The sequence below is a fragment of the Saccharopolyspora erythraea NRRL 2338 genome, assembly GCF_000062885.1.
Lineage (GTDB): Bacteria > Actinomycetota > Actinomycetes > Mycobacteriales > Pseudonocardiaceae > Saccharopolyspora_D > Saccharopolyspora_D erythraea.
This window is the reverse complement of the sequence record NC_009142.1, coordinates 5,111,757-5,138,499: the sequence shown is the minus strand read 5'-3', so window position 1 is coordinate 5,138,499 and position 26,743 is coordinate 5,111,757. Positions and strand designations below refer to the sequence as shown.

Genomic DNA, 26,743 nt, shown 5'->3' with positions numbered 1-26,743 from the left:
GCGGTTGCACAGATGAGCTGCCACGTCGTTGCGACCCGCATATCGGTCCCCCGCTCTGGTCGCCGCTCGGCCCGACATTCCAAACACTGTTGGGGTCCGGGGCCGAGATCTCAACACGATCATGGCCGGGGGTCATCCGATCAGTTCCTTCTCGTGTTCCGCAGGGTTACGCGCCTGGTCGGGCGGACCCGACGACCACCCGTCCGGGCGACATCGGCCCCGCGGACGCGTAGCACCTCGCCCGGGTGTTCGCACGTACGGGGCCCCGCGCATCCGACCGCGGGGCCGGAAGGGCGGGGTTCTGCTATCCCTTCACCGCGCCGGACGTCTGGCCGCGCACCAGGTAGCGCTGGCTGAACAGGAAGACGACCGCGACGGGCACCGTCGCCACCATCGCGATGGTCAGCTTCAGCGGCAGTTGCCGCCCCTCGCCCAGCGCACCGCTGACCAGCCTCGCCAGGCCGACGGTCAACGTCTCGTACCGCGCGCCGGAAGTCGCGACCAGGAAGTGGGCGAACTCGTTCCAGGAGGACTGGAAGGCCAGGATCGCCAGCGTGATCAGCGCCGGCCGCACCATCGGCAGCACGACGCTCCACCACCGGCGGACGACGCCGGCGCCGTCGACCTTCGCCGACTCCTCAACCTCGGCGGGAACCTGCTCGAACGCCTGCTTCATCAGGAAGATGCCCATCGCGTCGGCCAGCAGCGGCAGGATCATGCCGGAGTAGGAGTCGTACATGCTGAGCTGCCGCAGCAGGAGGAACTTCGGGATCAGCAGCACCACGCTGGGCACCGCCATCACGACCAGCACACCGCTGAACACCGCCTTCCGCCCGCGCCAGCGCAGCCGGGACAGGGCGTACCCGGCCATCGAGTCCACCAGCAGCCTGCCGATCGTCACGCACGCGGTGACCAGCAGGGAGTTGCCCAGCCACCGAGGGACGTCCACGGTGGGGTCGGTGGCGACCCGCTGGTAGCTGCCGGTGGTGACCGGGCTCGGGATGAGCGAGAGCGGATGAGCCACGGCGTCGGCGTCGGTCTTGAACGACGTGGCGAGCTGGATGGCGAAGGGACCGAGGTAGAGCACGGCACCGACCACCAGCACGGCGTAGCCGAAGGCGGTCCCGATGCGCCACGGGCCGGGTGTGGTCACGAGTTCCTCCCGTCCCGCAGCACGAGGCGTTGCGCCGCGGTGAGCACGACGATGAGCAGGAACAGCAGGAAGGCGATCGCCGCTCCCGTTCCGTAGGCGCCCTCGGCGAAGGACTGCTGGTAGGACAGCAGCGCCGGGGTCAGCGTGGTCTTGGCGGGATCGCCCTGGCTCATCACGTAGACCTGGTCGAACACCTGCCACGTGCTGATCAGCCCCAGCGTCGCCACCAGGAACACCGTCGGCATCAGCATCGGCACGGTGACCCTGCCGAAGCGCTGCCACCACCCGGCTCCGTCGACGCGCGCGGCCTCCTCGACGTTGTCGGGGATGTTCTGCAGGGCGGCCAGGAACATCAGCATGTAGGTGCCCGAGGTCGTCCACACCACGAGCGCGACGAGGGTGAGCATGGCCGTCGACGGCCCGGACATCCACTCCCACAGCGAGAGGCCGGCCAGGTCGGTTCCCGCCAGCCACGGCGGGGCGTCGTGCACGCCCACCGCGGCCAGCAACTGGTGCAGCACACCGCGGGAGTCGGTGAACCAGTCAGGTCCCTCGACACCGACCGACCGCAGCAGCGCGTTGACCGCACCGGAACCGGAGAACAGGAACAGGAAGATGACCGAGATCGCGACCGAGCTGGTGATCGACGGGAAGTAGAACACCGACCGGAAGAACCCGCGTCCGCGCAGCGCGCGGTCGTTGACCACGACGGCCAGCAGCAGCGCGACGAAGGTCTGCGCCGGGACCGTGAACAGCACGAAGTAGAACGTGTTGCGCACGCTGGTCATGAAGTCCTCGCGGGCGAGCCCGTCCTCGGCCAGCAGCTCCCGGTAGTTCTCCAGCCCCACGAACGGGGCCCGGCCCGACAGCGGGCTGTAGGTGCCGTTCCACTCCAGCAGGCTCACGTACAGCGCCAGGGCGGCCGGCACGACGAGGAAGAGCGCGAGCAGGGCCACGGCCGGGGCGACGAACAGCCATCCCGCGCGGTTCTCCCGCCTGGCCTCCGCCGACATCCGGCCGGCAGCGGGCGCGTACCGGGCTCGCGGACGAGGAAGTGCCGCTGTCTTCATCGGATCACCGGTCCAGTGCTCGTTCGGCGTTGCGCTGCACCTCGGCGAGGATCGCTCGCGGGTCGTCACCGCGGGCCAGACCCAGCAGCTTGGCGTCGAAGTCGTCGGCGACCGCCCCGAATCCCTGCGCCGTCACCTCGCCCTTCGCGTACGGGGCACCCGCGGTGAACCCCCGCATCCGCGTGTCGGCGTCGGTCGCCCGTGCCGCGCGCTGGTTGCTCGGCAGGACCCCGACCTCGCGGCCGACCTGCTCCTGCTGCGGGACGTCGAGCAGGAAGCCCACCAGGTCCTCCGCGGCTCGTTGCCGGGAGCTGCGCTCGGGAATCCCCCAGCAGTTGGTGAACGACAGCGTCCCCTTGCCCGCCGGGCCGCTGGGCAGCTCCACGGACCGCCACCGGGTGGCGGGGTAGTCGGCGGCGAGCGCGCCCGCGGCCCAGGTCCCGTCGATGGCCATCGCCGCGGTTCCCCTGCCCAGCGCCTCCCCGCCCCATCCGGCATCCACCTGCGAGGAGAACGCGGTGCTGCCGGAGCGGAACAGCTGCTGCACGTACCGCAGCGCAGTGAGGTTCTCCGGACTGTCCACTGTGGCTTTCCGACCCGCCGGGTCGAGGTACCAGCCACCGGCCTGCCGCATGAACGCCCCGATGCGGTCGCTGTTGTCGTCGAACACCAGGCCCTTGCGAGTCGGTGTGGTCAGGTGCTGGGCGACGTCGGCCAGCTGCCGCCAGTCCGTCGGGATGTCGGCGTCGGTGAGGCCGGCGGCCTGCCACGCGTCGGTGTCGATCAGCAGCGCCAGCGTCGAGAAATCCTTGGGGGCGCAGTAGAGCTCGCCGTCGCGGGTGAACACCTCCCGCAGGTTCGGGTAGATGTCGGCGGCGCCGCGCAGCCGGTCCCCGTAGGCGTGCAGGTTCCCGCTCCCGGCGTAGCGGCCGAAGCTGTCGGGGGAGAGGTAGAACAGGTCGGGCGGGCTGCCGCCTGCGAAGGCCTGCCCGAGCTGCTGCTCAAGCTCGGCGGCCGGAACGATCTCGACCCTGTTGCCGGTCCGTGCGGCCCAGCGGGCGGTCTGCTCGCGCAGCACGCGGGTCTCGGCTGTCGTGCCCGACCCGATCAGCACCTGCAACGTGACCGGTCCGCGCTCCTGCTCGACCGGATCGTCGAAGCCGCTGCCGCAGCCGGTGGCGAGGACGGCGACGGAGAAGGCCATCGCGGCCGCGAGTGCGCGCCGCATCAGAGCTGCCCTCCGGCCGAGTGGACCGGGTCGCTGCTGCCTCGGACGACGAGCTCCGGCGACAGCAGCTCGCCGCCGGCGGCGTCCGGCTCGTCCAGCAGTTCGACCATCCGCCGCGCGACCCGTTCGACAGGCTGGCGCAAGCTGGTCAGGCCCGGCACGAGCACCGAGGCCGTGGGGCTGTCGTCGAATCCCGTCACCGCCACGTCGGTTCCGACCCGCAGTCCGCGGGCGGCCAGCGCCGCGTAGGCACCCAGCGCCAGCGCGTCGTTCGCGGCGACCAGCGCGGTCGGCCCGCCGCCCGGGTCCAGGAGCAGCTCGGCGGCTTCACCGCGGTCGCGGTGCTCGTCGGCGCATCGCACCACCAGGTCGCCGGACGCCTCGACGCCGGCTTCCGCGCAGGCCCGCCGCCATCCCTCGGCGCGGTCGTCACCCACCCGGTTGCCCTCGGGCAGACCGAGGAACCCGATCCGCGAGTGCCCCTGTTCGAGCAGGTGGCGCACGGCCTGGGCGGTGCCGTCCGCGCCGTCGACGTCGACCCACGGGCCGGGCTGGTCGCCGGTGCCGGAGCCGGTCCGGCCGAAGGAGGCGAACGGCACCCCGCGCTCGGCCAGCCATTCGTGCCGGGGGTCGCCGACCTGCGTGTCGCTGAGCACGAACGCGTCGACCGCGCTGCGGGCGAGCAGGTCCTCGTAGACGGGGAGCCCCTCGGCGCCCGGGGCGGCGGTGAACAGCAGGACGTGCCTGCCGGTGCGCTCCACCTCGGCGGTCAGGGCCCGCAGGTACCGGTCCATGAACGTGTTGACCGAGTCCGCGCGTCGTTCGGCGACGCAGTAGCCGATCAGGCCGCTGGAACGGGTGCGCAGCCCGCGCGCCTTCGTGTCGGGCCGGTATCCCAGCTCGTCGATGACCTCGCGGACGCGCCGCAGCGTGTCGGGACGGACCTTGCCCGGCGCGTTGAGCGCGTTGGACACCGTCTGGCGGGAGACGCCGGCGCGTGCGGCGACTTGTTCGAGCGTCGTTGCCCGAGGCACCTCGGAACCCCTTCCGCGCAGGTCTGGCCTCGCCGTGCCGGTCCGTGCCAGACTGCGATCGGTTTGAACGTTCAAATCAAGCTTTGAACCTGTTTTGAACGTTCAAAGCCTTGGTTGAGGCACCAGGCTCGCCCGCCGCTGCCCGAATGTCAAGAAGAACCAGTTGGAGGAATCCATGCCCGACGGCCAGCAGCCCGCGCTCCACGACCTGGTCACCGTGCTGTGCGCGCCGAGCGTCGCCATCAGCGCGCCGGACGGGCAGATCCGCGCCGGAGGGGCGTCCGGTTTCTACCGCCACGACCGGCGCGGCCTGGCGCTGCTGGAGATCGGCGTCGAGGGTGCGGAGCTGGTGCCGACGGGCGCGAACGCGCCCGAGGCCGGTCGGGCATGCTTCCACGGGGTGCTGCGCGGACAGGGCGAGGCGAACCCGGATCCTGTGCTGCACTACCGCCGCGAGCGCCGTGCCGGTGGTGAGTCCTTCGCCGAGACCTGGACGCTGTGCAACCACTCGTCGCGCGACGCCGACCTGGTCGTCACCGCTCGCGTCGCGACCGACCTGGCCAGGATGGACCTGGTGAAGGCCGGTGCCCCGGGCGCGCTCGCGGAACCGGAGGCCACCGGCGACGGTGTGCGCTGGCAGGGTGACGGGTGCGCCGTCGACCTCGCCGCGAGCCGGACGGCCGACGATGTGTCCATTGAGGACAACCAGGTGCGCTTGTCGTGGCGCGTCGAGTTTCCCGCCGGCGCGCAGTGGTCCTTGTCGTTCGCCCTCCACCAGCACGAGCAAGAGCAGTCCGGGTTCCTGCCGCAGCGGCCGGCGCGTCCCGTCCGGCTGGTCGCTCCGCGGGCGGGGGAGGGTGATCACGCCAGGCTCCTGGAGCGCAGCCTGCAGGACCTGGACGGACTGCTGCTGGCAGACCCGCGGCAGCCGGAGTCGGCGTTCCTCGCCGCGGGCAGCCCGTGGTTCTTCACCCTGTTCGGCCGGGACTCCCTGTGGGCGGCCAGGTTCCTGCTGCCGCTGGGCACCGAGCTGGCCGGTGGCACGCTGCGCGTGCTCGCCGCGCTGCAGGGCACCCGGCACGACCCGGCCACCGAGGAGCAGCCGGGCAAGATCCCGCACGAGCTGCGGCGGGCGGCGATCGACATCGACGGCTCCGAGCCGCTGCGGCTGCCGCCGCTGTACTACGGAACCGTCGACGCGACGCCGCTGTGGGTGTGCCTGCTGCACGACGCCTGGCGCGCGGGCCTGCCGGAGGACGAGGTGCGCGCACTGCTGCCGACGTTGACGGCGGCGCTGGGGTGGTTGTCCGGTCCCGGTGATCCCGACGGTGACGGGTTCTGCGAGTACCAGGGCTCGGACGCCGACGGGCTTGCCAACCAGGGTTGGAAGGACTCCGGCGACGGCATCCGCTGGTCCGACGGCGGCATCGCGCGCCGTCCGCTGGCGCTGTGCGAGGTGCAGGGCTACGCCTACGCTGCCGCGGTCGGGGGCGCGGACCTGCTCGACGCCTTCGGCGGCGACGGCGGCCCGGCCCGCCAGTGGGGAGCCGAGCTGCGCGCGCGGTTCCGCGAGCAGTTCTGGGTGGAGGACGAGCACGGCCGCTACCCGGCGGTGGCGCTCGACGGTGACAAGCGCCCCGTCACCGGGCCGACGTCGAACATGGCGCACCTGCTGGGTACGGGACTGCTCGACGCGCACGAAGCGCGGCTGGTGGCCGACCAGCTCACCAGCAGCGCGCTGGACAGCGGCTACGGGTTGCGCACGCTGGCGTCGACCAACGCCGGGTTCAACCCGTTGAGCTACCACTGCGGCAGCGTCTGGCCGCACGACACCGCGATCGCGGTGCTGGGGCTCGCCGCCGAGGGGCTGCACGAGCAGGCGCGGGTGCTGGCCGAGGGACTTGTGCGGTCGGCCGTGGAGTTCGGCCACCGGGTGCCCGAGCTCCACGGCGGCACCGACAGGGCGGCGGGCGAGCCCGTCGTGGCCTATCCCGCGTCATGCCGGCCGCAGGCGTGGTCGGCGGCCGGTGCCGTCGCCGTGGTCGGCTACCTGGAGGGCTGGAACCGGGCGGCGAAGCCCGGTGCGCAGCCGGGGCGGAACGCGTAGGGCGGCGCCGGCATCGGTTCTCAGCCGTCGAGGCCGCCGCGCTTCACGAGCTGACTCGCGATGACGTTGCGCTGGATCTCGTTGGTGCCCTCGCCGACGATCATCAGCGGCGCGTCGCGGAAGTAGCGTTCGACGTCGAACTCGGTGGAGTAGCCGTAGCCGCCGTGGATGCGCACGGCGTCGAGGGCGATCCGCATGGCGGTCTCGGAGGCGAACAGCTTGGCCATGCCGGCTTCCATGTCGACCCGGCGCCCCGCGTCGTACTCGCGCGCGGCGTGCAGGGTGAGCTGGCGCGCGGCCGAGAACGAGGTGGCCATGTCGGCCAGGTAGTTGCCGATGGACTGGTGCTGCCAGATGGGTTTGCCGAAGGACTCGCGCTCCTGGGCGTAGGCCAGTGAGTCCTCCAGCGCGGCGCGGGCGACGCCGAGTGCGCGCGCGGCGACCTGCAGGCGGCCCGTCTCCAGGCCCTTCATCATCTGCGCGAAACCCGCGCCCTCCACGCCACCGAGCACCGCGTCCGCGCTCGCGCGGTAGTCGTCGAAGGACAGCTCGCAGCTCTCGACGCCCTTGTAGCCGAGCTTGGGCAGGTCGCGGGAGACGGTGAGCCCGGGCCCGTGCTCGACGAGCAGGATCGAGATGCCCTTGTGCGCGGGTTCGGCCCGCGGGTCGGTCTTGCACATCAGCGCGATGAGCTGCGAGCGCCGCGAGTTGGTGATCCAGGTCTTCGACCCGTTGACCACGTACCCGTCGGCGTCGCGGCTGGCGACGGTGCGCATGGCCTGCAGGTCCGAACCGCCGCCTGGCTCGGTCAGCGCCATCGTCGCCCGCACCTCGCCGGTGGCCATCCCCGGCAGGTAGCGGCGCTTCTGCTCCTCGGTGCCGAAGCGCAGCAGCAGCTTGGCGACGACGGTGTGCCCGCCCATCGCGCCGGCCAGGCTCATCCAGCCGCGGGCGAGCTCCTCGGTGACGAGCACGTAGCACGGGGTGGACACCGGGGTGCCGCCGTAGGACTCGGGGACGGCCAGCCCGAAGATCCCGAGCTGCTTCATCTGCTCGATCAGCGCCTCGGGGTAGGTGCCGGAGTGCTCCAGCTCCCGGACGACCGGGCGGACCTCCTTGTCGACGAAGTCGCGGACCGTGGCGACGACGAACCGCTCGTCCTCGGAAAGGGCGTCGAGGGTGCTCACGTCGGGATGCTCCTTGGTCTGGTCGTGTGTCCTCAGAGGACGCTCAGATGACGTTGCCGGAACGCAGGCCGTCGATGTCGCCGGGGGAGTAGCCGAGCTCGGTCAGCAGCCGCTCGGTGTGCTCGCCCGCGGCGGGCACGGGATCCATGCGCGGGGTGACTCCCGCGAGGTCGACCGGGGGCACCAGCGCCGGCACGACCGCTCCCGGGATACCCACGTCGCGCCAGCGGTCGCGACCGCTGAGCACCGGGTGAGCGAGGAACTCCGCGACGTCGTTGACCCCGGCGTTGGCGATCCCGGCCTGGTCGAGCAGCTTCGAGATCTCGGCGCTGTCGCCGCGGCCGAAGCGCTCGGCGACGATCGCGTTGAGCTCGTCGCGGTGCGCGACGCGGTCGGAGCCGGTGGCGAACCGCGGGTCGGCCACCAGGTCCGGGCGTTCGAGGACCTGCTCGCACAGCGCGGCCCATTCGGTCTCGTTCTGGATGGAGAACAGCACTTCCCTGCCGTCGGCCGCGGTGTAGGCGCCGTAGGGGGCGATCGTCGCGTGCTGGGTGCCGATCCGCGGCGGCTGGGTGCCGCTGTGGCGGGTGTAGTCGGCGGGCTGGCTCATCCATTCGGCGAGTGCCTCGAACAGCGACACCTCGACGGCGCGGGCGACGGCGGTGGTCGCCCGGGTGAACAGCGCGGTCAGGACTCCCGAGTAGGCGTACATCCCGGCGGCGATGTCGGCGACGGAGATCCCCACGCGGGCGGTTCCGCGTTCGTCGCCGGTCAGCGACACCAGCCCGGTCTGGCACTGCACGAGCAGGTCGTAGGCCTTGCGGTCGGCCCACGGCCCGCTGGTGCCGTAGCCGGACACGGTGCACGGGATCAACGACGGGTATCGCCGCGTCAGCGACGCCGCGTCCACGCCCAGCCGCGCCGCCGCCCCCGGCGCCAGGTTCTGCACGAACACGTCGGCCGTGGCGAGCAACCGCTCCAGAACCTCCCGGCCGCGCGGGGATTTCAGGTCCAGCGCCACGGACTCCTTCGAGCGGTTGAGCCACACGAAGTAGCTGGACTGCCCGTGCACGGTGGTGTCGTAGCGGCGGGCGAAGTCGCCGCCGCCCGTCCGTTCCACCTTGATCACGCGGGCGCCGAGATCGGCCAGCTGGCGGGTCGCGAAGGGGGCGGCCACCGCCTGCTCGATGCTGACGACGGTGATGCCGGAAAGCGGCGGTTCGGTCATGCGGAGACCTCCGTTGGCCCGGGCATGTGCAGTAGTAGCATCATCGCGGTTAATGACCGCGTTCGTGAAATAAAAAGAGCTGATGGCTCCATGTCGGGCGCGGATGGTGGGAGGACGCGGTGGACATCAAGCAGCTCAAGGCGCTGGTGACGGTCGCGGAGGCGGGTAGCGTCACCCGGGCGGCCGAACTGCTGCACCTGGTCCAGCCCGCCGTCACCCGGCAGATCCGCACGCTGGAGCAGGAGCTCGGCGTGGTGCTGTTCGAGCGGACCCGCCAGGGCATGCGGCCCACCGAGGCCGGGGCGGTCATGGTCGACCGCGCCCGCCGGGCCCTCAACGAGCTCGAACGGGCGCGGGTGGAGGTGCAGCCGACCCCCGGTGCGGTGACCGGCGTGGTGACCGTCGGGCTGCTGGAGAGCGCGACCGACCTGCTCGCCGAGCCGCTGGTCTCGGCCATCGCGCGGGAGCAGCCCGGGATCGAGCTGCGGCTGATGACCGCCTACTCGGGGCATCTGCAGCAGTGGCTCGACGACGGCGACCTCGACCTGACGTTGCTCTACAACCTGGCCAGCGGTCCGTCGCTCAACGCGCACCGGCTGGCGCGGGAGCGGCTGTGGGCGGTCGCGCCGCACGACGAGGCGTTGCGCGCCGCGAGCCCGGTCCCGTTCTCGGAGGTCGCCGCGCACCCGCTCGTCATGCCCGCGGCCGGGCACGCCCTGCGGGCCCTGATCGACTCGGCCGCCGCCCGCGCCGGAGCCGACCTGAACGTGGTCGTGCAGACCAACTCGATGCGGGTGCAGAAGCAGCTCGTGCTCGCCGGCCACGGCTGGACCATCCTGCCCGGGGTGGGCATCGCCGAGGACGTCGCCCGCGGATCGCTCAGCGCCGCGCCGTTGTGCGAGCCCGACGTGTGGCGCTCGATCGTCCTCGGCACGCAGCGCAGCGGGCGCACACCGCCCGCGGTGGAGGTCGTGGCGCGCGAGCTGGGACGGCAGGTCCACGCCGCCGTGCGCGACGGCCGCTGGCCGTCGGCCGAGTGGCATGCCGACGGCACCGGCCTGGAAGACCGATGAGGGCCCGGGAAAGACCGGACGGCATCGCCACGGAAGGCCGGACGGCATCGCCACGGAAGGCCGGACGGCATCGCCACGGAAGGCCGGACGGCATAGCCCCGGAAAACCGGACGGCACGACCCCGGAAGATCGATGACGAGCTCCGCGAGCTATCGCGCGGCAGGGAGGAAGCCATGCCCCACGCCCACCAGCGGACCGACGCCGTCGCCCGAGCCCACGATGGCACCGCGCTCGCCCACCAGCGCCAGGGGAGCGGCTACCCCCTCGTGCTGCTCGCGGGGCAGGCCAACAACCACCACTGGTGGGACGGCGTGCGCGAGGACTTCGACGCCGAGCACAGCACCATCACGATGGACTACCGGGGAACGGGTGACAGCGGCAAGCCGGACGAGCACTACTCGACCCGGGGTTTCGCCGAGGACGTCATCGCCGTTCTCGACGACCTCGGCGTCGACCGCGCCGACGTCTACGGGACGTCGATGGGCGGCCGCGTCGCGCAGTGGGTCGCCGCGCGCCATCCCGAACGCGTGCGGCGGCTGGTGCTCGGATGCACCTCGCCGGGCGGTCCGCGCGCCGTCGAGCGCGACGGCGCGGTGCGGCGCGCCCTGGCGCAGAGCGACCCCGCAGCGGCTCGCGGCGCCCTGCTCGAGCTGATGTTCGCTCCGGCCTGGCTCGCCGAGCATCCCGGACCGCATCCGGTCCTCGGCGATCCGGACATGCCCCCGCACGCCCGGCGCCGCCACCTGGTGGCCAGCAACGAGCACGACGCCTGGGACGTGCTCCCGCTGATCACGGCGCCCACGCTGATCCTGCACGGTGACGAGGACCGGCTGACACCGCCGGACAACGCGGAGCTGCTCGCCTCGCGGATCCCGGACGCGCGGGTGCGCCTCCTCGCCGGCGCGCGCCACGCCTATTTCCGCGAGCGCCGCGGAGAAGCCGGGGCGCTGGTCGCGGATTTCCTCGCAGGCTGAAGGAATCCGGCACACACCGGGCAGAGCGTCCGCCGGGCGCCGCTTCGGACTCCGATGCCGTCAGCGCATGCGGGCATCACTTCTTTTTATTGTTCAGGCGGCTGCATGAGTGCACATGATGTGTGCCACCAGTCGACCGAACAGCGGAGCCGAAGCGGATGCCCGAAAAGCAAGTCACCGCCTGGCAGGACGCCGTCTTCACCGTGTTGAAGAAGGGCGGGGTGCAGCAGATCGCCTACGTCCCCGACGCCGGCCACTCCCACGTCATCGGCCAGGCCCGGCAGGACCCGTCGATCCACGACATCGTGCTCACCACCGAGGAGGAGGGTGTCGCGGTCGTCAGCGGCGCCTGGCTCGGCGGCCAGCGGGCGGTGCTGCTGACGCAGAGCAGCGGTGTGGGCAACTGCGTCAACATGTTCTCCCTGCTGGAGATGTGCCGCTTCCCGTTCCTGGCGCTGGTCACGATGCGCGGCGAGTACGCGGATTTCAACCCGTGGCAGGCGCCCATGGGGCGCGGCACCCGGCGGGCGCTGGAGCTCATGGGCGTCACCGTCCTGCGGGCCGACGACCCCGACGACGTCGAGGAAACCGTGCAGGCGGCCTTGGACTCGGCTTTCGAGGCCGGTGACCGGGTGGCCGTCCTGCTCGGGCAGAAGCTGATCGGACGCAAGAAGTGGGAGCGCGACTGATGACCACCCGCCTCGACCGCCGCCGCTTCGTCGCCGAGCTGATCGACCGCGTCCCTGGCGACACCCTCGTCGTCAGCGGGCTCGGCTCGGCGAGCTACGACGTGTTCGCCGCCTGCGACCGACCCGGGAACTTCTACCTGTGGGGCGCGATGGGCGCCGCCGTCCCGTTGGCCCTCGGTCTCGCGCTCGCGCAGCCCCGGCACCCCGTCGTGGCGATCACCGGCGACGGCGAGCACCTCATGGGCATCGGCGCACTGGGCACCATCGGCGTCCGGCAGCCGCCCAACCTCGACGTGGTCGTGCTCGACAACGGGCACTTCGGCGAGACCGGCATGCAGTCCAGCCACACGAGCCTCGGCACCGATCTCGTCGCGGTGGCGCGGGGTTTCGGCATCGCCGACGCCCACCGGATCAGCGATCTCGCCGAGGTCGGCGACCTCGGCGCGCGCATCCGCGCCCGCCAGGCCACGACCTACGCCCAGGTGCTCATCAACACCGACGAGCCGCCCCGCGCGCTGCCGCCGCGCGACGGCGTGGCGAACAAGAACGCCTTCCGCGCCGCGCTCGGTTTCCCGACCTTCTAGCCGCGGCGGTGCCGAGAACACGACCGCCTGGCTCAACACCGGCGCGCCCGCGGCGACCCCGTTCGTCCCGCGCCGAAGAACATCCCACCGCGACGAGAGCAACGGAGCTTCACATGTCGCAGCAGACAACCCCCGCAAGATCCCGGACGACTCGGGCGAGATCCCGCGTCATCGCCAACATCGTCCGGGGTTGCCTGGGCAACCTGGTCGAGTGGTACGACTGGTTCGTCTACGCCTCCTTCAGCATCTACTTCGCGCAGGTCTTCTTCCCGGAGGGCGACCAGACCGCGCAACTGCTCTCCACCGCGGTGGTCTTCGCCGTCGGGTTCTTCATGCGCCCGCTGGGCGGCTGGCTGCTCGGTCTCTACGGCGACCGCTTCGGGCGCCGTGCGGCGCTGACCCTCTCGGTGACGTTGATGAGCGTGGGCTCGCTGACGATCGCGGTCACGCCGTCCTACCAGACGATCGGCCTCGCGGCGCCGGTCCTGCTCGTCGTCGCCCGCCTCGCGCAGGGGCTCTCCGTCGGCGGGGAGTTCGGCTCCAGCGCCTCGTACCTCTCCGAGATCGCGCCGAGCGGCCGTCGAGGCTTCTACTCCAGCTTCAACTACGTCTCCATCGTGCTGGGCCAGCTCTCGGCGCTGGCCGTGATGATCGTGCTCCAGTCGGTCCTGGACGAGGAGCAGATGGGGCAGTGGGGCTGGCGGGTCCCGTTCGCGATCGGCGCGGTGGCCGGGCTGGTCGTGATGTACCTGCGGCGGTCGATGGAGGAGTCCGAGCACTACAAGCGCGACCGGCTCCGGCGGTCCGCCCCGGAGGCGGCCGGGGAACGGCGCGGCCTGTTCGCCCTGCTGACCGAGTACCCGCTCCAGGTGATCGCCGTCCTCGGGTTCGCCATCGGCGGCACGGTCGCGTTCTACACCTTCACCACCTACCTGCAGAAGTACCTGGTGAACACCGCGGGCATCCCGAAGCCGACCGCCTCCCTGATCAACTTCGCCGCCCTGTTCGTCTTCATGCTGCTGCAACCCGCGGCGGGCGCGCTGTCGGACCGCATCGGACGACGGCCGGTGATGTTCGTCTTCTCCGTCGGCGGCATGCTCATCACGGTGCCGGTCATGACCGTGCTCGGCCAGACCCGCAACCCCTGGGTGGCGTTCCTGCTGATGACCGGTGCGCTGGTGTTCGTGAGCGGCTACGCGGCGCTGTCGTCGATCATCAAGGCCGAGATGTTCCCGACCAAGGTCCGCGCGCTGGGGGTGGGGCTCTGCCACGCGCTGGTGACGGCCACCTTCGGCGGAATGACCGAGTCCGTCGCGCTGGTGCTCAAGCAGAGCGGCCGCGAAAGCACCTTCTTCTGGTACGTCACCGGATGCATCGCCCTGACCTTCGTCGCCACGCTGCTGGTGCGCGAGCCTTCCCGCGAGTCCACTCTGGATGGCGAGGACACCGCGTCCGAGCGGGCGTCGGCGCGTGACGACGAGCAAGTGACATCCCCGATGGAACGATGAGCATGCACAACGCTGAAAGAGCACTCGACGAGTACGTGGAGTCGTGGGCACCCGGCCCGGTCACCGACGAGGACGCGATGCCACCCGGGCCGGTGGCGGCCGTGTCCGCCCTGCTGGACCTACCGGAACCCGCCGCCGGGCCCGGCGACCCCGTGCCCGCGCTGTGGCACTGGTTCCACTTCCTGCACTGGCCCCGGCAGGAGGAGCTGGGCGCCGACGGCCACCCGGCGCACGGGCGCTTCCTGCCGCCGATCCCGGACCGGCAGCGGATGTTCGCCGGCGGCCGTTGCGAGATCGTGCGGCCGCTGCGGCTGGGGGAGCGCGCGGAGCGCACGAGCAGTCTCGCGAACGTGGCGTTCAAACGCGGTCGGACCGGCGAGCTGCTGTTCGTCACCCAGCGCAACGAGTTCCGGCAGGGCGGGCGGACGTGCCTGGTGGAGGAACTGGACATCGTCTACCGGTCCGGGCGCGGTTCGGCGAAGCACCCGGCAGCACTGGACACCGCCACCGCACCGCCGCCCACCGGCACCTGGCAGCTCGCCGCGCAACCCGACCCGACGCTGCTGTTCCGGTTCAGCGCCCTCACCGCGAACTCGCACCGCATCCACTACGACCACCCGTACGCGCGGGAAGCGGAGGGCTATCCCGGGATCGTCGTGCACGGCCCGCTGCTGGCGGTCCTGATGCTGGAGCTGGTTCGCCGCAACGTGTCCCGGCCAGTGCGCTCCCTGTCGTTCACACTTCGCAGCCCGGTGTACGCGGGCGAGAAGCTGGTGGCGTGCGGGACACCGTCGGACGACGGTGCGCGCCTGCACGTGGCCACCCACCGGGACGACCGGCACGCCACGGCGGAGGTGACGTTCGCGTGACGCTCGCACGAGAGCGCATCGCCGCCGCCCGCAGCTTCCTGTTCGTGCCCGGGCACCGGCCCGACCGGTTCGCCAAGGCCGCCGCGTCCGCGGCCGACGTGGTGATCGTCGACCTCGAGGACGCCGTCGCGGCCGAGGACAAGGACCGCGCGCGGTGCGACGCCGCCGAGTGGCTCGAGCAGGGCGGCGACTGCGCTCTCCGGATCAACCCGCCCGGCACCGCGTGGTTCGAGGACGATCTCGCGACCGCCGTCCGCCACGGTTGCCCCGTCGTGGTGCCCAAGGCCGAGGCGGGCCCGGCGCTCTGCGACGTCGGCCGCCGGACGCGAGGTCTGATCCCGCTGGTCGAGACGGCGTCGGGCGTGGAGCGGGCCGCCGAGTTGTGCGCGACGGCCGGAACCGTCCGGGTCGCCCTGGGCAACGTCGACCTCGCCGGTGAACTCGGCGCCGCACCCGACGACCGCGCAGCGCTGGCTTACGCGCGCTCCAGGCTCGTGTTCGCGTCGGCGGCGGCAGGCCTCGCCCAGCCCATCGACGGCGTGACGATCGCGCTCGACGACACCGCGGTCCTCGAGGGCGACGTCGCGCACGCCCGCCGCCTCGGCTTCGGCGGGAAGCTGTGCGTCCATCCCGGCCAGGTGCCGGTCGTCTCGGACGGGTTCGCGCCGTCCGAGAGCGAGCGGGAGTGGGCACGCGCAGTCGTCGGGGCGGGGGACTCGGTCACCCACGTCGGCGGGCAGATGGTCGACAAGCCGGTGCTGGAGCGAGCGCGGCGCATCATGGCCGCCCGCAACGGCAACGAGTCATGATCGGTCCCGCGGGCCTGGATTGGGGCAGGGCAGGAAATCCCCGCCCTGCCCCGGATCTCACGCCAGTCCGCGCTGGACTCCGTAGGCCGGGCGGAATCGGGTGGCGCGGACCGTGCGCCCGCGCTCGACCGCGACCCAGGTCACCAGCAGGCCGCTCAGCGCCCAGATGACCAGCAGCGCGAAAGCCGCGCCACCGGGACCGCCCCCGTCGGTGACCGCCCGCAGGGCGTCCTGCGCCGGACCGACCGGTAGTGCGGCGGAGATCTGACCCAGCACCGCGGGCACCGCTGCCACGAACCCGTTGGCCAGCACCACCAGACCGACCAGCATCGCCGCGAACCGGCCGATGCCGCCCAGCAACGCGGCGAGCGCCTGGTTCACCGCGGTGAACGCCACCGCCGCCAGCGCCAGCAGCCCGGCGGCGGCGAACCACTGCCCGGCGGAGAGATCGCCCGCGATCCCGACGACCGCGCTCACCAGCACGCCCTGCACCACGGCGAGCACGGCGGGCAGCCGGAACTGCCGCAGTGCCAGCCGCAGCGACGAACGGGTCGACTCCAGCGCGCGCTCCGGAACCGGGCGCAGCACCAGGAACGTCGCCAGCGCACCGACCCACAGCGCGAGGACCGCGTACAGCGACAGGCCGGAGGAGCCGAAGCCGAGCGTGGTGCCCCCGGCGGTCTCGACCGGGTTGGCCACCGCCTTCGCCAGCTTGTCCCGTTCGCCGTCCGGGTACTTCGGCAGCTGCCGCACCGCCTGGTCGAGTCCGCCCGCGAGCTGCCCCGAGCCGTCGCCGAGCCGGCGCGCACCGTCGGCGACCCCGCGCATGCCTCCGGCCAGCTGGTCCGCGCCGTCGGCGAGCTTGTCGGCACCGCCCCGGGTCTGCGAGAGCCCGCCGGCGAGCTGCTGCGCGCCGCCGTCGAGCTGTGCGGCGCCGTCGGCGAGCCGGCCGATGCCGCCGCTGAGCGCGGGCATCCCGCCGGAGAGCTGGTTCAGGCCGCCGGAAACGCCGGTGCTGGCCTGCTGCACCTGTCCGGCGCCGTCGCTGAGGGCCTTCGCCGTCGCGGCCTGGACGGCGAGGTCGTTGCACATCGGCAGGACACCGGGCGGGCACTGCCTGGACATCTCGGCGAGCTTCTCCGACATCCCCTTGAGCCCGCCGTTGAGCTGCTGCACGCCCTGGGCTTCCTGCGCGGAGACCAGGGCCAGCGTCCCGACCTGCTGCGGAAGCTGCCCGGTCTGCTCACGCAGCTCGCCGAGCCCGTCGGAGAGCCCGCCGGTGCCCTGCGCGAGCTGCGCCGCCCCGTCGTCGAGGGCGCCCAGCCCGTCGGCCAGCGCGCGCGAGCCCTTCGCCAGTTCGCCGGCTCCGTCGGAGAGCTTGCCGGTGCCGCCCGCGAGCTGCTCGGCGCCGTCGGCCAGCGAGGTCGCGCCCTCCGAGGCGTCGCCCAGCTTGTCGCCCAGGGTGTTGAAACCGACGTAGACGTTGTCCAGATAGGTCGTGGTCAGCTGCTGGCCGAGCAGGTTCGCGGCCGTGGTGGTCACCACCCGGCTGATCGCCTCGTCGGCCAGGCGGCTGCGCTCGCCGGTGCTGACGTCGATGGTCGCGCGCCGGGCCGCGGCCGGGTCGCCGGAGAAGGAGGTGGCCGCCGCGGAGAAGTTCTCCGGGATCGTCACCACCGCCGCGTAGGTGCCGTCGCGCAGGCCCTCCTCGGCGGTCTGCGGGGTCGCGAACTCCCAGCTGTAGTTGCTCTTGATCTCCCCGCCGACCAGCTTCGCCGACAGCTGGCGCCCCAGCGGGGCGAGCTGGCCGCCGACCTCCACGGGCTTGTCGTTGTTGACGACCGCGGCCTTGACGTCCTTCAGCCGTCCGGGATCGCCCAGCGACCAGGTGAGCAGTCCCGCGATGGCCAGGGGGACCAGCAGCAGGCCGAGCAGGGGCAACACGGGGAGCCGGAAGCGGGACCGGCCCTTGACCAACGAGCTCACAGTGAGTACCTCGGCTTTCTAGCGGATCGCGCCGGAGAGGACGCCGGGGGCGGCGGGCGCGCCGCCGCGCAATTCGGCGACGGTCGGCGAAGCGGTCGCGGGCAGCACGTCGCTCACCTCGGCCAGGCCGGTGGTGCCCGCGACGACGGTCCGCCGGGAGCCGGTGAGCAGTGCGCGGATCTCCCGGCGCGCCGCGGGATCGGAGACCCGGTCGGTGCGGTCGAGCACCAGTACCGCGGGGTTCTCGGCCAGCGCGCGGCGCACCGCCTCCGCGCCGTCCTCGCCGGCGTCGACGTAGGCGACGTGCGAGCGCACCGCCGAGGCGCGGGCGGGCAGCACGTGACCGAGGACCTTGAGCCTGCCCGCGTCCGGCTTCAACCGGCCGGACAGCGTCAGCAGCAGCGCGGTGGTCGCCGACTCGTCGGCACACCGCACGACGTGCACCCCGCCGCGCGGCACCAGGAAGCCGACGTCGCGGTAGACCGGGCCGCCGGTGGACGGCTCCACCAGCCGCAGCCCCTGGCAGGCGATGGCTTCGTCGGAACCGGGGCGCGGCCAGTCGCGCAGCTCCAGCTCCTCGCGCAGGTCCTCGCCCTCGACGTCGAACGACGGCAGCACGCGGTCCAGCGCGCGCGGCATCCACCACGCCCTGTCGCCCAGCAGCGCCAGCACCGCCGGGACCAGCGTCATGCGCACCACGAACGCGTCGACGAACACCCCGGCGGCCAGCCCGAGCGCGATCGGCTTGAGGTTCGCGTCGCCTTCTGGCACGAACGCCACGAACACCGCGAACATGATCACCGCAGCCGCGGTGACGACCTTGGCCGAGGACACGAATCCGCTGTGGACCGCGCCGCGCGCGTCGCGGGTGTGCACGAACTCCTCGCGCATCCGCGTGACCAGGAAGACCTCGTAGTCCATCGCGAGCCCGAACAGCACGCCCATCAGCACGATCGGCATGAAGCTGATCACCGGCCCGGTGCGGGAGACGTTGAGCGCGTCGGCCAGCCAGCCGTCCTGGAACACCAGCGTCACGATGCCCATCGAGGCGCCGATGCTGAGCAGGTAGCCGAGCGCGGCCTTGATCGGCACGGCGATCGAGCGGAACACCATCGCCAGCAGGATCAGCGACAGCCCGACCACCACCACGCCGAAGGGCAGCAGCGCCTCGCCGAGCTTGTCGGAGACGTCGATGCCCACGGCGGTGAAGCCGGTGACGGAGATGTCGATGCCGTAGGTCTGCTGGAAGTGCCCGCGCAGCGAGCGGATCTCGTCGACGAGCTGCTTGGTCTGCTCGGAGTCCGGGGAGCCCTCCGGGATCACCTGCACGATGCCGGTGTCGGCGGTGGGGTTCGGGGTGGCCAGCGGGACGTCGGCCACCCCTGGCAGCCGCTCGATCTCGGACTTGAGACCGGCCATCAGGCCCAGCGGGTCGGTGCTGGTGACGATGTCGCCGGTGACGATCAGCGGGCCGTTGAAGCCCTTCGGGAAGTGCTCGGAGACCAGGTCGTAGGTGACCCGCGCCGGATCCTCCCGGGGCAGCGCCCCGGCGTCGGGCAGCGCGAGCCGCAGCCCCGCGGCGGGCACCGTCGCGATGCCCAGCGCGCCGATCACGACCAGCACGGTCACCAGCGGGAAGCGGGTCACCGCGCGCACCCAGCCCGCGAAGAACCGGTCGCCGCCCGAGCGCCTGGCCCGCCTCTTGCGCGGTCGCGGCCGCAGGCGGTCGCCGGCGAAGCCCAGCAGCGCGGGCATCAGCGTCACCGACACCAGCACCGCGATGCCGACGCCGACGGCGGCCGTGACGCCCATCGTGGTCAGGAACGGGATTCCGGCGACGCCGAGCCCGAACAGCGCGATCATGACCGTCAGCCCGGCGAAGATCACCGCCGAGCCCGCCGTGGCATTGGCCCGCGCGGCGGCCTCCCGCGCGCTCACGCCCCCGGCGAGCTCCTGCTGGTGGCGCGAGACGATGAACAGCGCGTAGTCGATTCCCACGGCCAGGCCCAGCATCAGCGACAGCAGCGGGGTGGTGGCGGTGATCGGTCCCAGCGCGGTCGCGACGAAGATCAGCGTCATCGACACGCCCACCCCGACCAACGCGTTCACCAGCGGCATCCCGGCCGCCAGGAACGAGCCCAGCGTGATCATCAGCACCACGATCGCGACGACCAGGCCCAGCGCCTCGATGATGCTCAGGCCGGGGAAGTTCTGCGCGAACAGCGGCCCGCCGTAGGAGGCCTGCGAGCCCGCGGGCAGGCGCTGCTGGAGGTCGTGGGAGATCTGGGCGATGCGGTCCTTGGTGGGCTGGCCGATCGTGGAGGTCTCGCCGTCGAGCTGGATCGTGATCAGCCCGGCCCGGCCGTTCTCGCTGATCGTGCCGCCGATGTTCTCCTCGTAGGGGGAGACGACCGAGGCGGCCCCGTCGAGGTTCCTGAGCTCCTCGACGGCCCGGTCGACCTCGGCGCGCACGGCGGCGTCGCGCACGCCCTGCGGGGCCACCGCGATGATCTGCGCCGAGGCGCCGCTGGTCTGCGGGAAGGTCACCGACAGCCGGTCCAGCGCCTGCTGGGCCTCGGTGCCGGGGATGGTCACCGAGTTGTCCATGCCCTTGTTGAGCAGACCCGCCGCGCCACCTGCCACGGCCAGCACCAGCAGCCAGGTGAGCAGCACGGTCTTGCGGGCGGCGAAGGCCCTGCGGCCGAGTGAGTAGAGGAACGAGGACACGCCAGACTCCTGTCGCCGGACGCACCGGACTGGTCTATGTCACCGGAACGGGGGGATTGGATACAGCACTGTATCCGATACATGAGCGTATCCGATAAGGTGGCGTCCTTCCACGCCGGTGCACGCGTCATGCTGGAACCGCTGGTCGAGCGAGGAGGATGGGTCCGTTGAACACGAGCAAGCCGGCGGCGGGAAAGGCACCCGCAGGTGGCGGGCGGGAGACCGCGCGCCGGGCCAGGACGCGCGAGCGGCTGCTCGACGCCGCCTACCGGCAGTTCTGCGAGCACGGCATCAACGGCACCTCCATCGAGGCGATCACCGACGACGCCGGGTTCACCCGCGGCGCGTTCTACTCGAACTTCGCCAGCAAGGAGGAGCTGTTCCTCGCCCTGACCGAGCGGGAGAACCGGGCGCGGCTGGAGACCCTGCGCGACCGGTTCGACGAGGTGGTCGCGCCGCTGGGGCGGGTGGCCGGCAAGCCCGATCCGGAGCTGATCGAGGGCGCGATCGCCGACATCCTGGCGGTCCAGCCCGACAACCGGCAGTGGTGCCTGCTCAACAGCGAGTTCAAGCTGCTGGCGATGCGCGAGCCGCAGGTCGCCCCGCGGTTCCTGGAGAGCGTGCGGACCTTCCAGCAGGAGCTGGCCGCGATGGTCGACACCGCGCTCGCCTCGGTGGGGCTGCGGTTCTCCGTCGACTCCGGACACCTGACCCGGCTGCTGCTGGACCACTTCGAGTCCGCGATGCAGGAGGCCATCCTCGCCGGCGCCGAGGACGCCGAGCGCGCGGTGCGCGACAACGTCATGCGCACCCTGCCGTCCCTGGTGCACAGCCTGACCGAGGTCCGGCCGCCCGGTTCCTGAGCGGCGTCAGGCGGGGGACCGGGTGCGGATCCGGTGGAACGCGGGGTTTACGCCGGTGTCCGCTCGCGCGCAAGATGCCCGGAGCCGGATACGCGCGCCGGCATCTCGGGGCTGCTGGTTCGCTGCCGCGGCAGCGTGGGCGGGTCGAGGGTGACGTGCCGTTCCGCCACCGCGCCCGCTTCCTCCGCCAGCACGGTGCAGTAGGCGCTCGCGTACGCCTGGCGCACGAGGAGTGAGCTCGCCTTGCAGCCGGCCGACGAGGCCGGCGGGATACCGGTGTCGTCCAGCGCGACCTCGATGCTGGCCGTGTCGTCGCTGGAGTGAACGGCTCGCCTGCTGCACCACAGCCACGCCGCCAACGGGCTCCCGGACGGACCGACGTTCATCTCGACGATCCCTCCTCGGGTGAGCTCGCCGGCAGCGCATCGGCAGGTGAGCTCACGCACGGCGAGCCGGCCGGCGACCTCCGCGGCGAGGATGACCTCTTCCCAGTAGCCGTCGGACAGGACGGCGCAGTCGGCTTTCTCGGGCAACATCGTGTTCTCACCGCCAGAGGTGGAGAAATGCCTCCCGCCCCGGCTACCCGGGGTCGGCGGCTCCCACTCCTCTGGCGGTGCGGTCGGTCGGCGTGCGGCCACTGCGACCGGTGCGCGGCCGCCAGTCCGTCGACGGGCTGGTGGCCACGCGGCGGCGCTACTGCGGCCCGCCCTCGGGGAGCCGCACCTCCAGGCCGTACTCCTGGGCGAGTCCCATCGCCTTCTGCAACTGCTCCGGCGACATCTGCGGCGCGGGCGGCACACCGGGCTCGGCGGGGGTGCCGACCCCGGCGAAGTACCTGTCCATGCCGCCGGGGGTGTACATGGTCAGAGTCTTGCCGGGGTGGACGCCGACGTTGCGGAGCGCGTGCACGGTGCCGCGGGGCACGAACACGAAGTCACCGGGGCCGGCCAGGAACGTGCGGCCGTCGGTGAAGAACTCCAGCTCCCCGGCGAGCACGTAGATCCCCTCGTCCTCGTTCGAGTGGACGTGCGGCGGCGGGCCGTCGCCCGGCGGCACCGAGACCTCCATGAGGCTCAGCGACCCGCCCGTGGTCTCCTTCGTCGCCTTCAACGTGTAGATGTCGGCGCCGATCCACACCGACTGCCCTTCGCTCGCCGGGACGTGCAGCAAATCCTTCTTCGGGCCTTCCGGCACCGCGACCTCCAATGGATCTCCGCGAGCTGCGCTCGTTCGTGACAGGTACGTGGGGAACGGGGTTCTCGTTTCACCGCAACATCATTCGCAGCACCTCTCCCTCAGGCGCCGTCACCGGCGGACCACGATCGCGGCGTTGATCCCGCCGAACGCCACGCTGTTGGACAGCGCCACGTGCAGCGCCCCGCGACGCGCGGTCGGGCCGACGAACGCGAGTGCCGGATCGACCGGTTCGGCCAGGTTGGGGTTGGGATGGGCGAACCCGCCGCGCAGTTGCAGGATCGTGGCGACCAGCTCCTGCAGTCCCGCCGAGGCCAGGCAGTGCCCCACCAACGGCTTGGTCGAGTTGATCAAGGGCCGGTTTCCGGGCCCGAACACCTCGGCGAGCGCACGCGCTTCGGCGGCGTCGCCCACCACCGAGCCGGTGCCGTGCGCGTTGACGTAGTCGACGGCGGCCGGTTCCACTCCGGCGCGGCCCAGCGCGGCGCGCATCGCCGCCGCCTGTCCCGACGGGTCCGGTTCGGTGCCCCGGCGGGCGTCGAGACGCTGCCCCCATCCGGCGATGCCCGCCATCCGGCGCGCGCCCCTGCGTCCGGCCCGCTCGCGGCTTTCCAGCACCACGGCCGCGGCGCCCTGGCCGTAGACGAACCCCCGCCGCCGCGCGTCGAACGGCCGGCACACCTGCCAGGGCTCGTCGGTGCCGTGCGAGCCCGCCATGGCGCCGCTGTCGTGGAAGGCGCGCAGCTCGGCCGCCGACAGCTCCGAGACCGGCGCCACCACCAGGCAGGTGTCCGTCTCGCCCGCGGCGACCATCCTGGCACCGAGGATCACCGCGAGCGTGCCGCTGGCCGAGGCGGCACCGGCCGTCCACCCCTCACCGGCGATCCCGGTCACCTCGCTCACCACGCCCACCACGTCGGTGTCGAGGTGGGTGAGCGCGTGCGACGGGCGCAGGCTGCCCGGTCGTTCGCGGAACCGGTGCAGGACGTCGGCGTGGTAGTCCAGCGCGAGGTTGTTGCCGGCGACGATCAACGCCGCACCGCTGCGCTGCTCGGGTCCGAGCAGCGCGTGCCGGACGGCCGCGAGCGCCGCGCAGGCCGCTGTCCGCGCGGGCAGGGCGGCCCTGCGGGACACCGCTGCCAGCCGGTCGGCGTCCGGGTCGTCGCGCAGTTGCCGGTCGGCCCAGGCGGAGACGGAGAACCCGTCGAGCCAGGCGCCCACCGACGTCCTGGCTTCGGCCGCCACGTCGGCGGCGCGCACGCCGCTTCGCCCGGCCGCCAGGGCGGCGGCGTAGGAGTCCGGACCGTCGGCGACGGAGTTGAGGACGCCGACGCCGGTGACCACCACCTCGTTCATCGCGCCGCGCGTGCCGCGCGCCTGGGTGCGATGCCCAGCGAGGTGCGGCGGAACGGGTAGCCGGGGAGCCGGACCCGGCGGCCGGGCGGGCGGTTCCACAGCGGGCTCCAGTCGATGTGCTCGCCGTCCAGCCACCTGCGGACGCGGACGTCGTCGTCCGGCGCGACGTCGTCGCCCGCCGCGATCCGCCGGAGCCCGTCGCGCAGCTCCGCGAGCGTGCGCGCGGGGACGACGGCACGCGACGCGAGGTGGTCGCGGCCGGTCTGCAGGGTCCAGGCCGTCACCGCCAGCTCCGGCGCCGACGGCCCGTCCAGGAACTCCGCCAGCCGGGCCGCGACCCGTCGCAGCGCCTCGGGGTCGGTCGCGCTGATCGGCACCGGGATCGGTCGTGAGCCCCACGTCCCGCCGGGTGCCGCGACGGCCGGTGCTTCCTCCAGCACGACGTGCGCGTTGGAGCCGCCGATGCCGAACGAGCTCACCCCGAGCCGCCGCGGGCTCCCCGACGCGGGCCAGGACACGACTCCCGCGCCCGCCTGCTCGTCGTGGACGTCGAAACCGCTGTCCATGCTGAGAATTCCCACGCCGGCCGGGATCGCGCCGTTGAGCAGGACCAGCACGCCCTTGGCGAGGCTGGCCGCGCCCGCCGCGCCCTCCAGGTGCCCGAGCACCGCCTTGACCGTGCCGATCCAGAGCCGGCCGTCGGGCCCGGCGAAGCGGGCGGGCTCCGCGCCCCGCAGCAGCTCCCGCAGACCGTTGAGCTCGACCTCGTCCAGCTTCGTCCCGGGGGCGTGCGCCTCGAGGTAGCCGAGCGAGGAGGGCTCGATCCCGCCCTGGGCGAGCGCCCGCCGCATCAGCCGGGCCTGCGAGTGCGCGTCGGTCTTGACCAGCCCGCCCGCACGTCCGTCGTGGTTGGCCGCGGCGCCCCGGATGACCGCGAGCACCGGGTCGCCGGAGTCGAGCGCGTCGTCTAGCCGCTTGATGACGAAGCACAGCACGCCCTCGCCGCGCACGTACCCGTCGGCGTCGGGGGAGAACGGGCGGCAGACGCCCGTCGGCGACAGCGCTCCCATGTGCGCCAGCGCGGCGGTCAGCCAGCCCGATCCGTAGACGTTCGACGCGCCGACGATGGCCATGTCGAAGTCGCCCGCACGCAGTCCCGACGCGGCCAGCGACAACGCGCTCAGCCCGCTGGAGCACGCCGTGTCCACGGTGATGCTGGGCCCGCGCAGGTCGTAGTGGTGCGAGATGCGGTTCGACAGGTAGGCGGCGACGCTGCCGGTCGCCGAGTAGCGGTCGAGCGCTCCGGTGCTGATCATGTGGTCGCGGAAGTCGCTGGTCGACGACGCGACGAACACGCCGACCTCCCGGCCCCGCAGGCTCGCGGGCGCGATGCCCGCCGACTCCAGCGCGCGCCAGCTGGTCTCCAGCAGCAGGCGCTGCTGCGGGTCCATCCACGCCGCCATCCGGCCGCCGACGTCGAAGAACTCGGCGTCGAAGGCGTCCGCGTCGGGCATCAGCCCGGCGGTGAGGCCGCCCGCCCCGGCCACCTCGGCGTTGTAGCCGACCAGGCGCTCCTCGGGCACCGGGCCCATCATCGAGCGCCCGCTCAGCAGCGTCTCCCAGAACTCGTCGACGTCGTCGCCCCCGGGCACCCGGCACGACATGCCCACGATCGCCAGCGGCTCGGACTCCGCGAATCGTCCAGTGCTCATGTTCACCGGTTCTCCAATCGGCGGAAGCCCCGGCGTTCACGCCGGGGAGGAGCCGATCCCGAACGTCGACGGGCGACCGCGCGCCCGTACTTGCTCGTGATCGGCAAACGTGTGAAATGATCAGCATGCGGACGGCGTACAAGGTTCGGGCCTACCCCGACCCCGAGCAGATGGCCCAGTTGGGCCGCACGTTCGGATGCGTACGCCTGGTGTGGAACAAGACCCTCGCCGACCGACACCGGGCCTACCACGCCCACGGCAAGAAGGCCTCCTGCAAAGAGACCGACGCCGCACTGACCGCGTGGAAGAAAACCGCCGAGCCGGCGTTCCTGTCCGAGGTCTCGTCGGTGCCGTTGCAGCAAACGTTGCGGCACCAGCACACCGCCTATCAGAACTTCTTCCTCGGGCGCGCGCGCTACCCGCGTTTCAAGTCCCGCAACGGCCGCCAGTCCGCGCACTACACGCGCAGCGCGTTCCGCCTGCGCGGCGGCAAACTGACTCTCGCGAAGCACACCGCGCCGCTTGCGTTCGTGTGGTCCTGGGGCGCCGAAACCCTGGCGTCGTTGAACCCGACGATGGTGATCGTGTCCCGCGAGCCCGACGGCCGCTGGTATGTCACGTTCGCCGTGGACACCGACGGCCCCGAACCGCAGACCGAGACTGGCCGTGCGGTCGGGGTGGACCTGGGTGTGAAGGACTTCGCGGCCCTGTCCTCCGGCGAGAAGATCGCGAACCCGAAGCATCCGGACCGCAAGGCCCGTAACCTTGCCCGCTACCAGCGGCAGATGACACGGAAGCAGAAGGACTCGAACAACCGCCGCAAAGCCAAGAACAAGGTCGCCCGCGCGCACCGCGAGATGCGCCACGCTCGCCAGGACTTTGTCCACAAGACCAGTACACGTCTGGTGCGCGAGAACGACGTCATCGCCATCGAAGACCTCAACGTCTCCGGCATGACCCGCTCCGCCAAGGGCACCGCCCACGAGCCCGGCCGCGTTCGGGCCAAATCCGGCCTGAACCGTGCCGTGATGGACGCGGCGTTGGGCGAGTTCCGGCGTCAACTGGAGTACAAGGCCGACCGCGCGGGAAAGACCCTGGTCGTCATCGACCGCTGGTACCCGTCCAGCAAGACGTGCTCTGCGTGCGGGCACATGCTGTCGAGCTTGAAACTGTCGGTACGACACTGGACGTGCCCGGACTGCGGCACCCGGCATGACCGGGACATCGACGCCGCGAAGAACATACTTGCCGCTGGTCGAGCGGTAGCCGGGGAAGCACCCGGCGATGCCTGTGGAGCTGGTGTGAATCCGCAAGGGTCCTCCCCTCGGTTGTCGGCTACGAAGCAGGAACCATCGGGCGCGAGCCCGATGGGAATCCCCGCCCTTTAGAGCG

General features: G+C 72.2%; 22 protein-coding genes. 10 read left to right on the top strand and 12 right to left on the bottom strand.

The features are described from left to right. Positions 1–304: 304 nt before the first annotated feature. Genes SACE_RS22280 through SACE_RS22265 form a run of 4 tightly spaced genes read right to left on the bottom strand, consistent with a single transcriptional unit; the run spans position 305 to position 4,485 of the window. A complete protein-coding gene (locus SACE_RS22280) occupies positions 305–1,153 on the bottom strand; it encodes a carbohydrate ABC transporter permease (protein WP_009943532.1) in 849 nt (282 codons plus the stop codon). Further along, complete coding sequence (locus SACE_RS22275; protein ID WP_231849727.1) at positions 1,150–2,223, bottom strand: carbohydrate ABC transporter permease; 1,074 nt, start codon at positions 2,221–2,223, stop codon at positions 1,150–1,152. The genes SACE_RS22280 and SACE_RS22275 overlap by 4 nt, the downstream gene beginning before the upstream one ends. A gap of 4 nt (positions 2,224–2,227) precedes the next feature. Then, positions 2,228–3,451, bottom strand: coding sequence for a sugar ABC transporter substrate-binding protein (locus SACE_RS22270; protein ID WP_009943537.1), 1,224 nt, complete (start codon positions 3,449–3,451; stop codon positions 2,228–2,230). Then, entirely contained in the window at positions 3,451–4,485 is a 1,035-nt protein-coding gene (locus tag SACE_RS22265) for a LacI family DNA-binding transcriptional regulator (RefSeq protein WP_011874392.1), read from the bottom strand. The genes SACE_RS22270 and SACE_RS22265 overlap by 1 nt, the downstream gene beginning before the upstream one ends. Before the next feature lie 175 nt (positions 4,486–4,660). On the opposite strand from SACE_RS22265, the gene SACE_RS22260 reads away from it, so the two are divergent. Then, on the top strand, positions 4,661–6,592 hold the full coding sequence (locus SACE_RS22260) for an amylo-alpha-1,6-glucosidase (RefSeq protein WP_011874391.1): 1,932 nt from the start codon (positions 4,661–4,663) through the stop codon (positions 6,590–6,592). 20 nt (positions 6,593–6,612) lie between these two features. Here SACE_RS22260 and SACE_RS22255 read toward each other — a convergent pair whose 3' ends face one another. Next, complete coding sequence (locus SACE_RS22255) at positions 6,613–7,779, bottom strand: acyl-CoA dehydrogenase family protein (protein ID WP_011874390.1); 1,167 nt, start codon at positions 7,777–7,779, stop codon at positions 6,613–6,615. Between the two features lie 43 nt (positions 7,780–7,822). Beyond that, the gene (locus tag SACE_RS22250) at positions 7,823–9,007 is read right to left on the bottom strand and encodes a CaiB/BaiF CoA transferase family protein (protein ID WP_009943542.1); all 1,185 of its coding nucleotides are present in this window, start codon (positions 9,005–9,007) and stop codon (positions 7,823–7,825) included. A gap of 119 nt (positions 9,008–9,126) precedes the next feature. Here SACE_RS22250 and SACE_RS22245 point away from each other — a divergent pair, with 119 nt between their 5' ends. From SACE_RS22245 to SACE_RS22215, 7 genes are all read left to right on the top strand, one after another. Further along, positions 9,127–10,080, top strand: coding sequence for a LysR family transcriptional regulator (locus tag SACE_RS22245; protein WP_009943543.1), 954 nt, complete (start codon positions 9,127–9,129; stop codon positions 10,078–10,080). 173 nt (positions 10,081–10,253) lie between these two features. After that, positions 10,254–11,054, top strand: a complete 801-nt coding sequence (locus SACE_RS22240) for an alpha/beta fold hydrolase (protein ID WP_009943544.1) — start codon at positions 10,254–10,256, stop codon at positions 11,052–11,054. 158 nt (positions 11,055–11,212) lie between these two features. Then, positions 11,213–11,743 carry a thiamine pyrophosphate-binding protein gene (locus SACE_RS22235; protein ID WP_009943546.1) on the top strand — a complete coding sequence of 177 codons (531 nt, stop codon included), beginning with the start codon at positions 11,213–11,215 and terminating at the stop codon, positions 11,741–11,743. After that, positions 11,743–12,327, top strand: coding sequence for a thiamine pyrophosphate-dependent enzyme (locus SACE_RS22230; protein ID WP_009943547.1), 585 nt, complete (start codon positions 11,743–11,745; stop codon positions 12,325–12,327). Before SACE_RS22235 ends, SACE_RS22230 begins: the two co-directional genes overlap by 1 nt. A 113-nt stretch (positions 12,328–12,440) precedes the next feature. Beyond that, on the top strand, positions 12,441–13,835 hold the full coding sequence (locus tag SACE_RS22225) for an MFS transporter (RefSeq protein ID WP_009943549.1): 1,395 nt from the start codon (positions 12,441–12,443) through the stop codon (positions 13,833–13,835). Between the two features lie 2 nt (positions 13,836–13,837). Beyond that, positions 13,838–14,704, top strand: coding sequence for an HTD2 family dehydratase (locus SACE_RS22220; protein WP_009943550.1), 867 nt, complete (start codon positions 13,838–13,840; stop codon positions 14,702–14,704). Beyond that, entirely contained in the window at positions 14,701–15,513 is an 813-nt protein-coding gene (locus SACE_RS22215; RefSeq protein WP_009943551.1) for an HpcH/HpaI aldolase/citrate lyase family protein, read from the top strand. The genes SACE_RS22220 and SACE_RS22215 overlap by 4 nt, the downstream gene beginning before the upstream one ends. 57 nt (positions 15,514–15,570) lie before the next feature. On the opposite strand, the gene SACE_RS22210 is transcribed toward SACE_RS22215, so the two are convergent. Then, a complete protein-coding gene (locus SACE_RS22210) occupies positions 15,571–17,499 on the bottom strand; it encodes a YhgE/Pip domain-containing protein (protein ID WP_009943552.1) in 1,929 nt (642 codons plus the stop codon). Positions 17,500–17,517: 18 nt separating this feature from the next. After that, a complete protein-coding gene (locus SACE_RS22205) occupies positions 17,518–20,226 on the bottom strand; it encodes an efflux RND transporter permease subunit (RefSeq protein WP_009943554.1) in 2,709 nt (902 codons plus the stop codon). Positions 20,227–20,393: 167 nt separating this feature from the next. Here SACE_RS22205 and SACE_RS22200 point away from each other — a divergent pair, with 167 nt between their 5' ends. After that, positions 20,394–21,089, top strand: coding sequence for a TetR/AcrR family transcriptional regulator (locus SACE_RS22200; protein WP_009943555.1), 696 nt, complete (start codon positions 20,394–20,396; stop codon positions 21,087–21,089). 47 nt (positions 21,090–21,136) lie between these two features. Here the strand turns inward: SACE_RS22200 and SACE_RS22195 are convergent, their stop codons facing one another. The 4 genes from SACE_RS22195 to SACE_RS22180 form a co-directional block, all read right to left on the bottom strand. Continuing rightward, entirely contained in the window at positions 21,137–21,625 is a 489-nt protein-coding gene (locus SACE_RS22195; RefSeq protein ID WP_009943556.1) for a hypothetical protein, read from the bottom strand. Positions 21,626–21,782: 157 nt separating this feature from the next. Beyond that, positions 21,783–22,283 carry a quercetin 2,3-dioxygenase gene (locus SACE_RS22190; RefSeq protein ID WP_011874388.1) on the bottom strand — a complete coding sequence of 167 codons (501 nt, stop codon included), beginning with the start codon at positions 22,281–22,283 and terminating at the stop codon, positions 21,783–21,785. A 111-nt stretch (positions 22,284–22,394) separates the two neighbouring features. Then, on the bottom strand, positions 22,395–23,639 hold the full coding sequence (locus SACE_RS22185) for a beta-ketoacyl synthase N-terminal-like domain-containing protein (RefSeq protein WP_011874387.1): 1,245 nt from the start codon (positions 23,637–23,639) through the stop codon (positions 22,395–22,397). Next, positions 23,636–25,351: a polyketide synthase gene (locus SACE_RS22180; RefSeq protein WP_009943559.1), complete on the bottom strand. Its 1,716-nt coding sequence runs from the start codon at positions 25,349–25,351 to the stop codon at positions 23,636–23,638. Before SACE_RS22180 ends, SACE_RS22185 begins: the two co-directional genes overlap by 4 nt. Positions 25,352–25,476: 125 nt before the next feature. On the opposite strand from SACE_RS22180, the gene SACE_RS22175 reads away from it, so the two are divergent. Next, on the top strand, positions 25,477–26,739 hold the full coding sequence (locus SACE_RS22175; protein WP_011874386.1) for an RNA-guided endonuclease InsQ/TnpB family protein: 1,263 nt from the start codon (positions 25,477–25,479) through the stop codon (positions 26,737–26,739). Positions 26,740–26,743 lie beyond the last annotated feature (4 nt).

What these genes read in the sequence shown, in the direction of transcription:
- SACE_RS22275 (WP_231849727.1), bottom strand. Translation starts at nt 2,223, where the DNA reads ATGAAGACAGCGGCACTTCCTCGTCCGCGAGCCCGGTACGCGCCCGCT.
- SACE_RS22250 (WP_009943542.1), bottom strand. Translation starts at nt 9,007, where the DNA reads ATGACCGAACCGCCGCTTTCCGGCATCACCGTCGTCAGCATCGAGCAG.
- SACE_RS22195 (WP_009943556.1), bottom strand. Translation starts at nt 21,625, where the DNA reads ATGTTGCCCGAGAAAGCCGACTGCGCCGTCCTGTCCGACGGCTACTGG.
- SACE_RS22240 (WP_009943544.1), top strand. Translation starts at nt 10,254, where the DNA reads ATGCCCCACGCCCACCAGCGGACCGACGCCGTCGCCCGAGCCCACGAT.
- SACE_RS22225 (WP_009943549.1), top strand. Translation starts at nt 12,441, where the DNA reads ATGTCGCAGCAGACAACCCCCGCAAGATCCCGGACGACTCGGGCGAGA.
- SACE_RS22180 (WP_009943559.1), bottom strand. Translation starts at nt 25,351, where the DNA reads ATGAGCACTGGACGATTCGCGGAGTCCGAGCCGCTGGCGATCGTGGGC.
- SACE_RS22175 (WP_011874386.1), top strand. Translation starts at nt 25,477, where the DNA reads ATGCGGACGGCGTACAAGGTTCGGGCCTACCCCGACCCCGAGCAGATG.
- SACE_RS22260 (WP_011874391.1), top strand. Translation starts at nt 4,661, where the DNA reads ATGCCCGACGGCCAGCAGCCCGCGCTCCACGACCTGGTCACCGTGCTG.
- SACE_RS22185 (WP_011874387.1), bottom strand. Translation starts at nt 23,639, where the DNA reads ATGAACGAGGTGGTGGTCACCGGCGTCGGCGTCCTCAACTCCGTCGCC.
- SACE_RS22235 (WP_009943546.1), top strand. Translation starts at nt 11,213, where the DNA reads ATGCCCGAAAAGCAAGTCACCGCCTGGCAGGACGCCGTCTTCACCGTG.
- SACE_RS22220 (WP_009943550.1), top strand. Translation starts at nt 13,838, where the DNA reads ATGCACAACGCTGAAAGAGCACTCGACGAGTACGTGGAGTCGTGGGCA.
- SACE_RS22230 (WP_009943547.1), top strand. Translation starts at nt 11,743, where the DNA reads ATGACCACCCGCCTCGACCGCCGCCGCTTCGTCGCCGAGCTGATCGAC.
- SACE_RS22270 (WP_009943537.1), bottom strand. Translation starts at nt 3,451, where the DNA reads ATGCGGCGCGCACTCGCGGCCGCGATGGCCTTCTCCGTCGCCGTCCTC.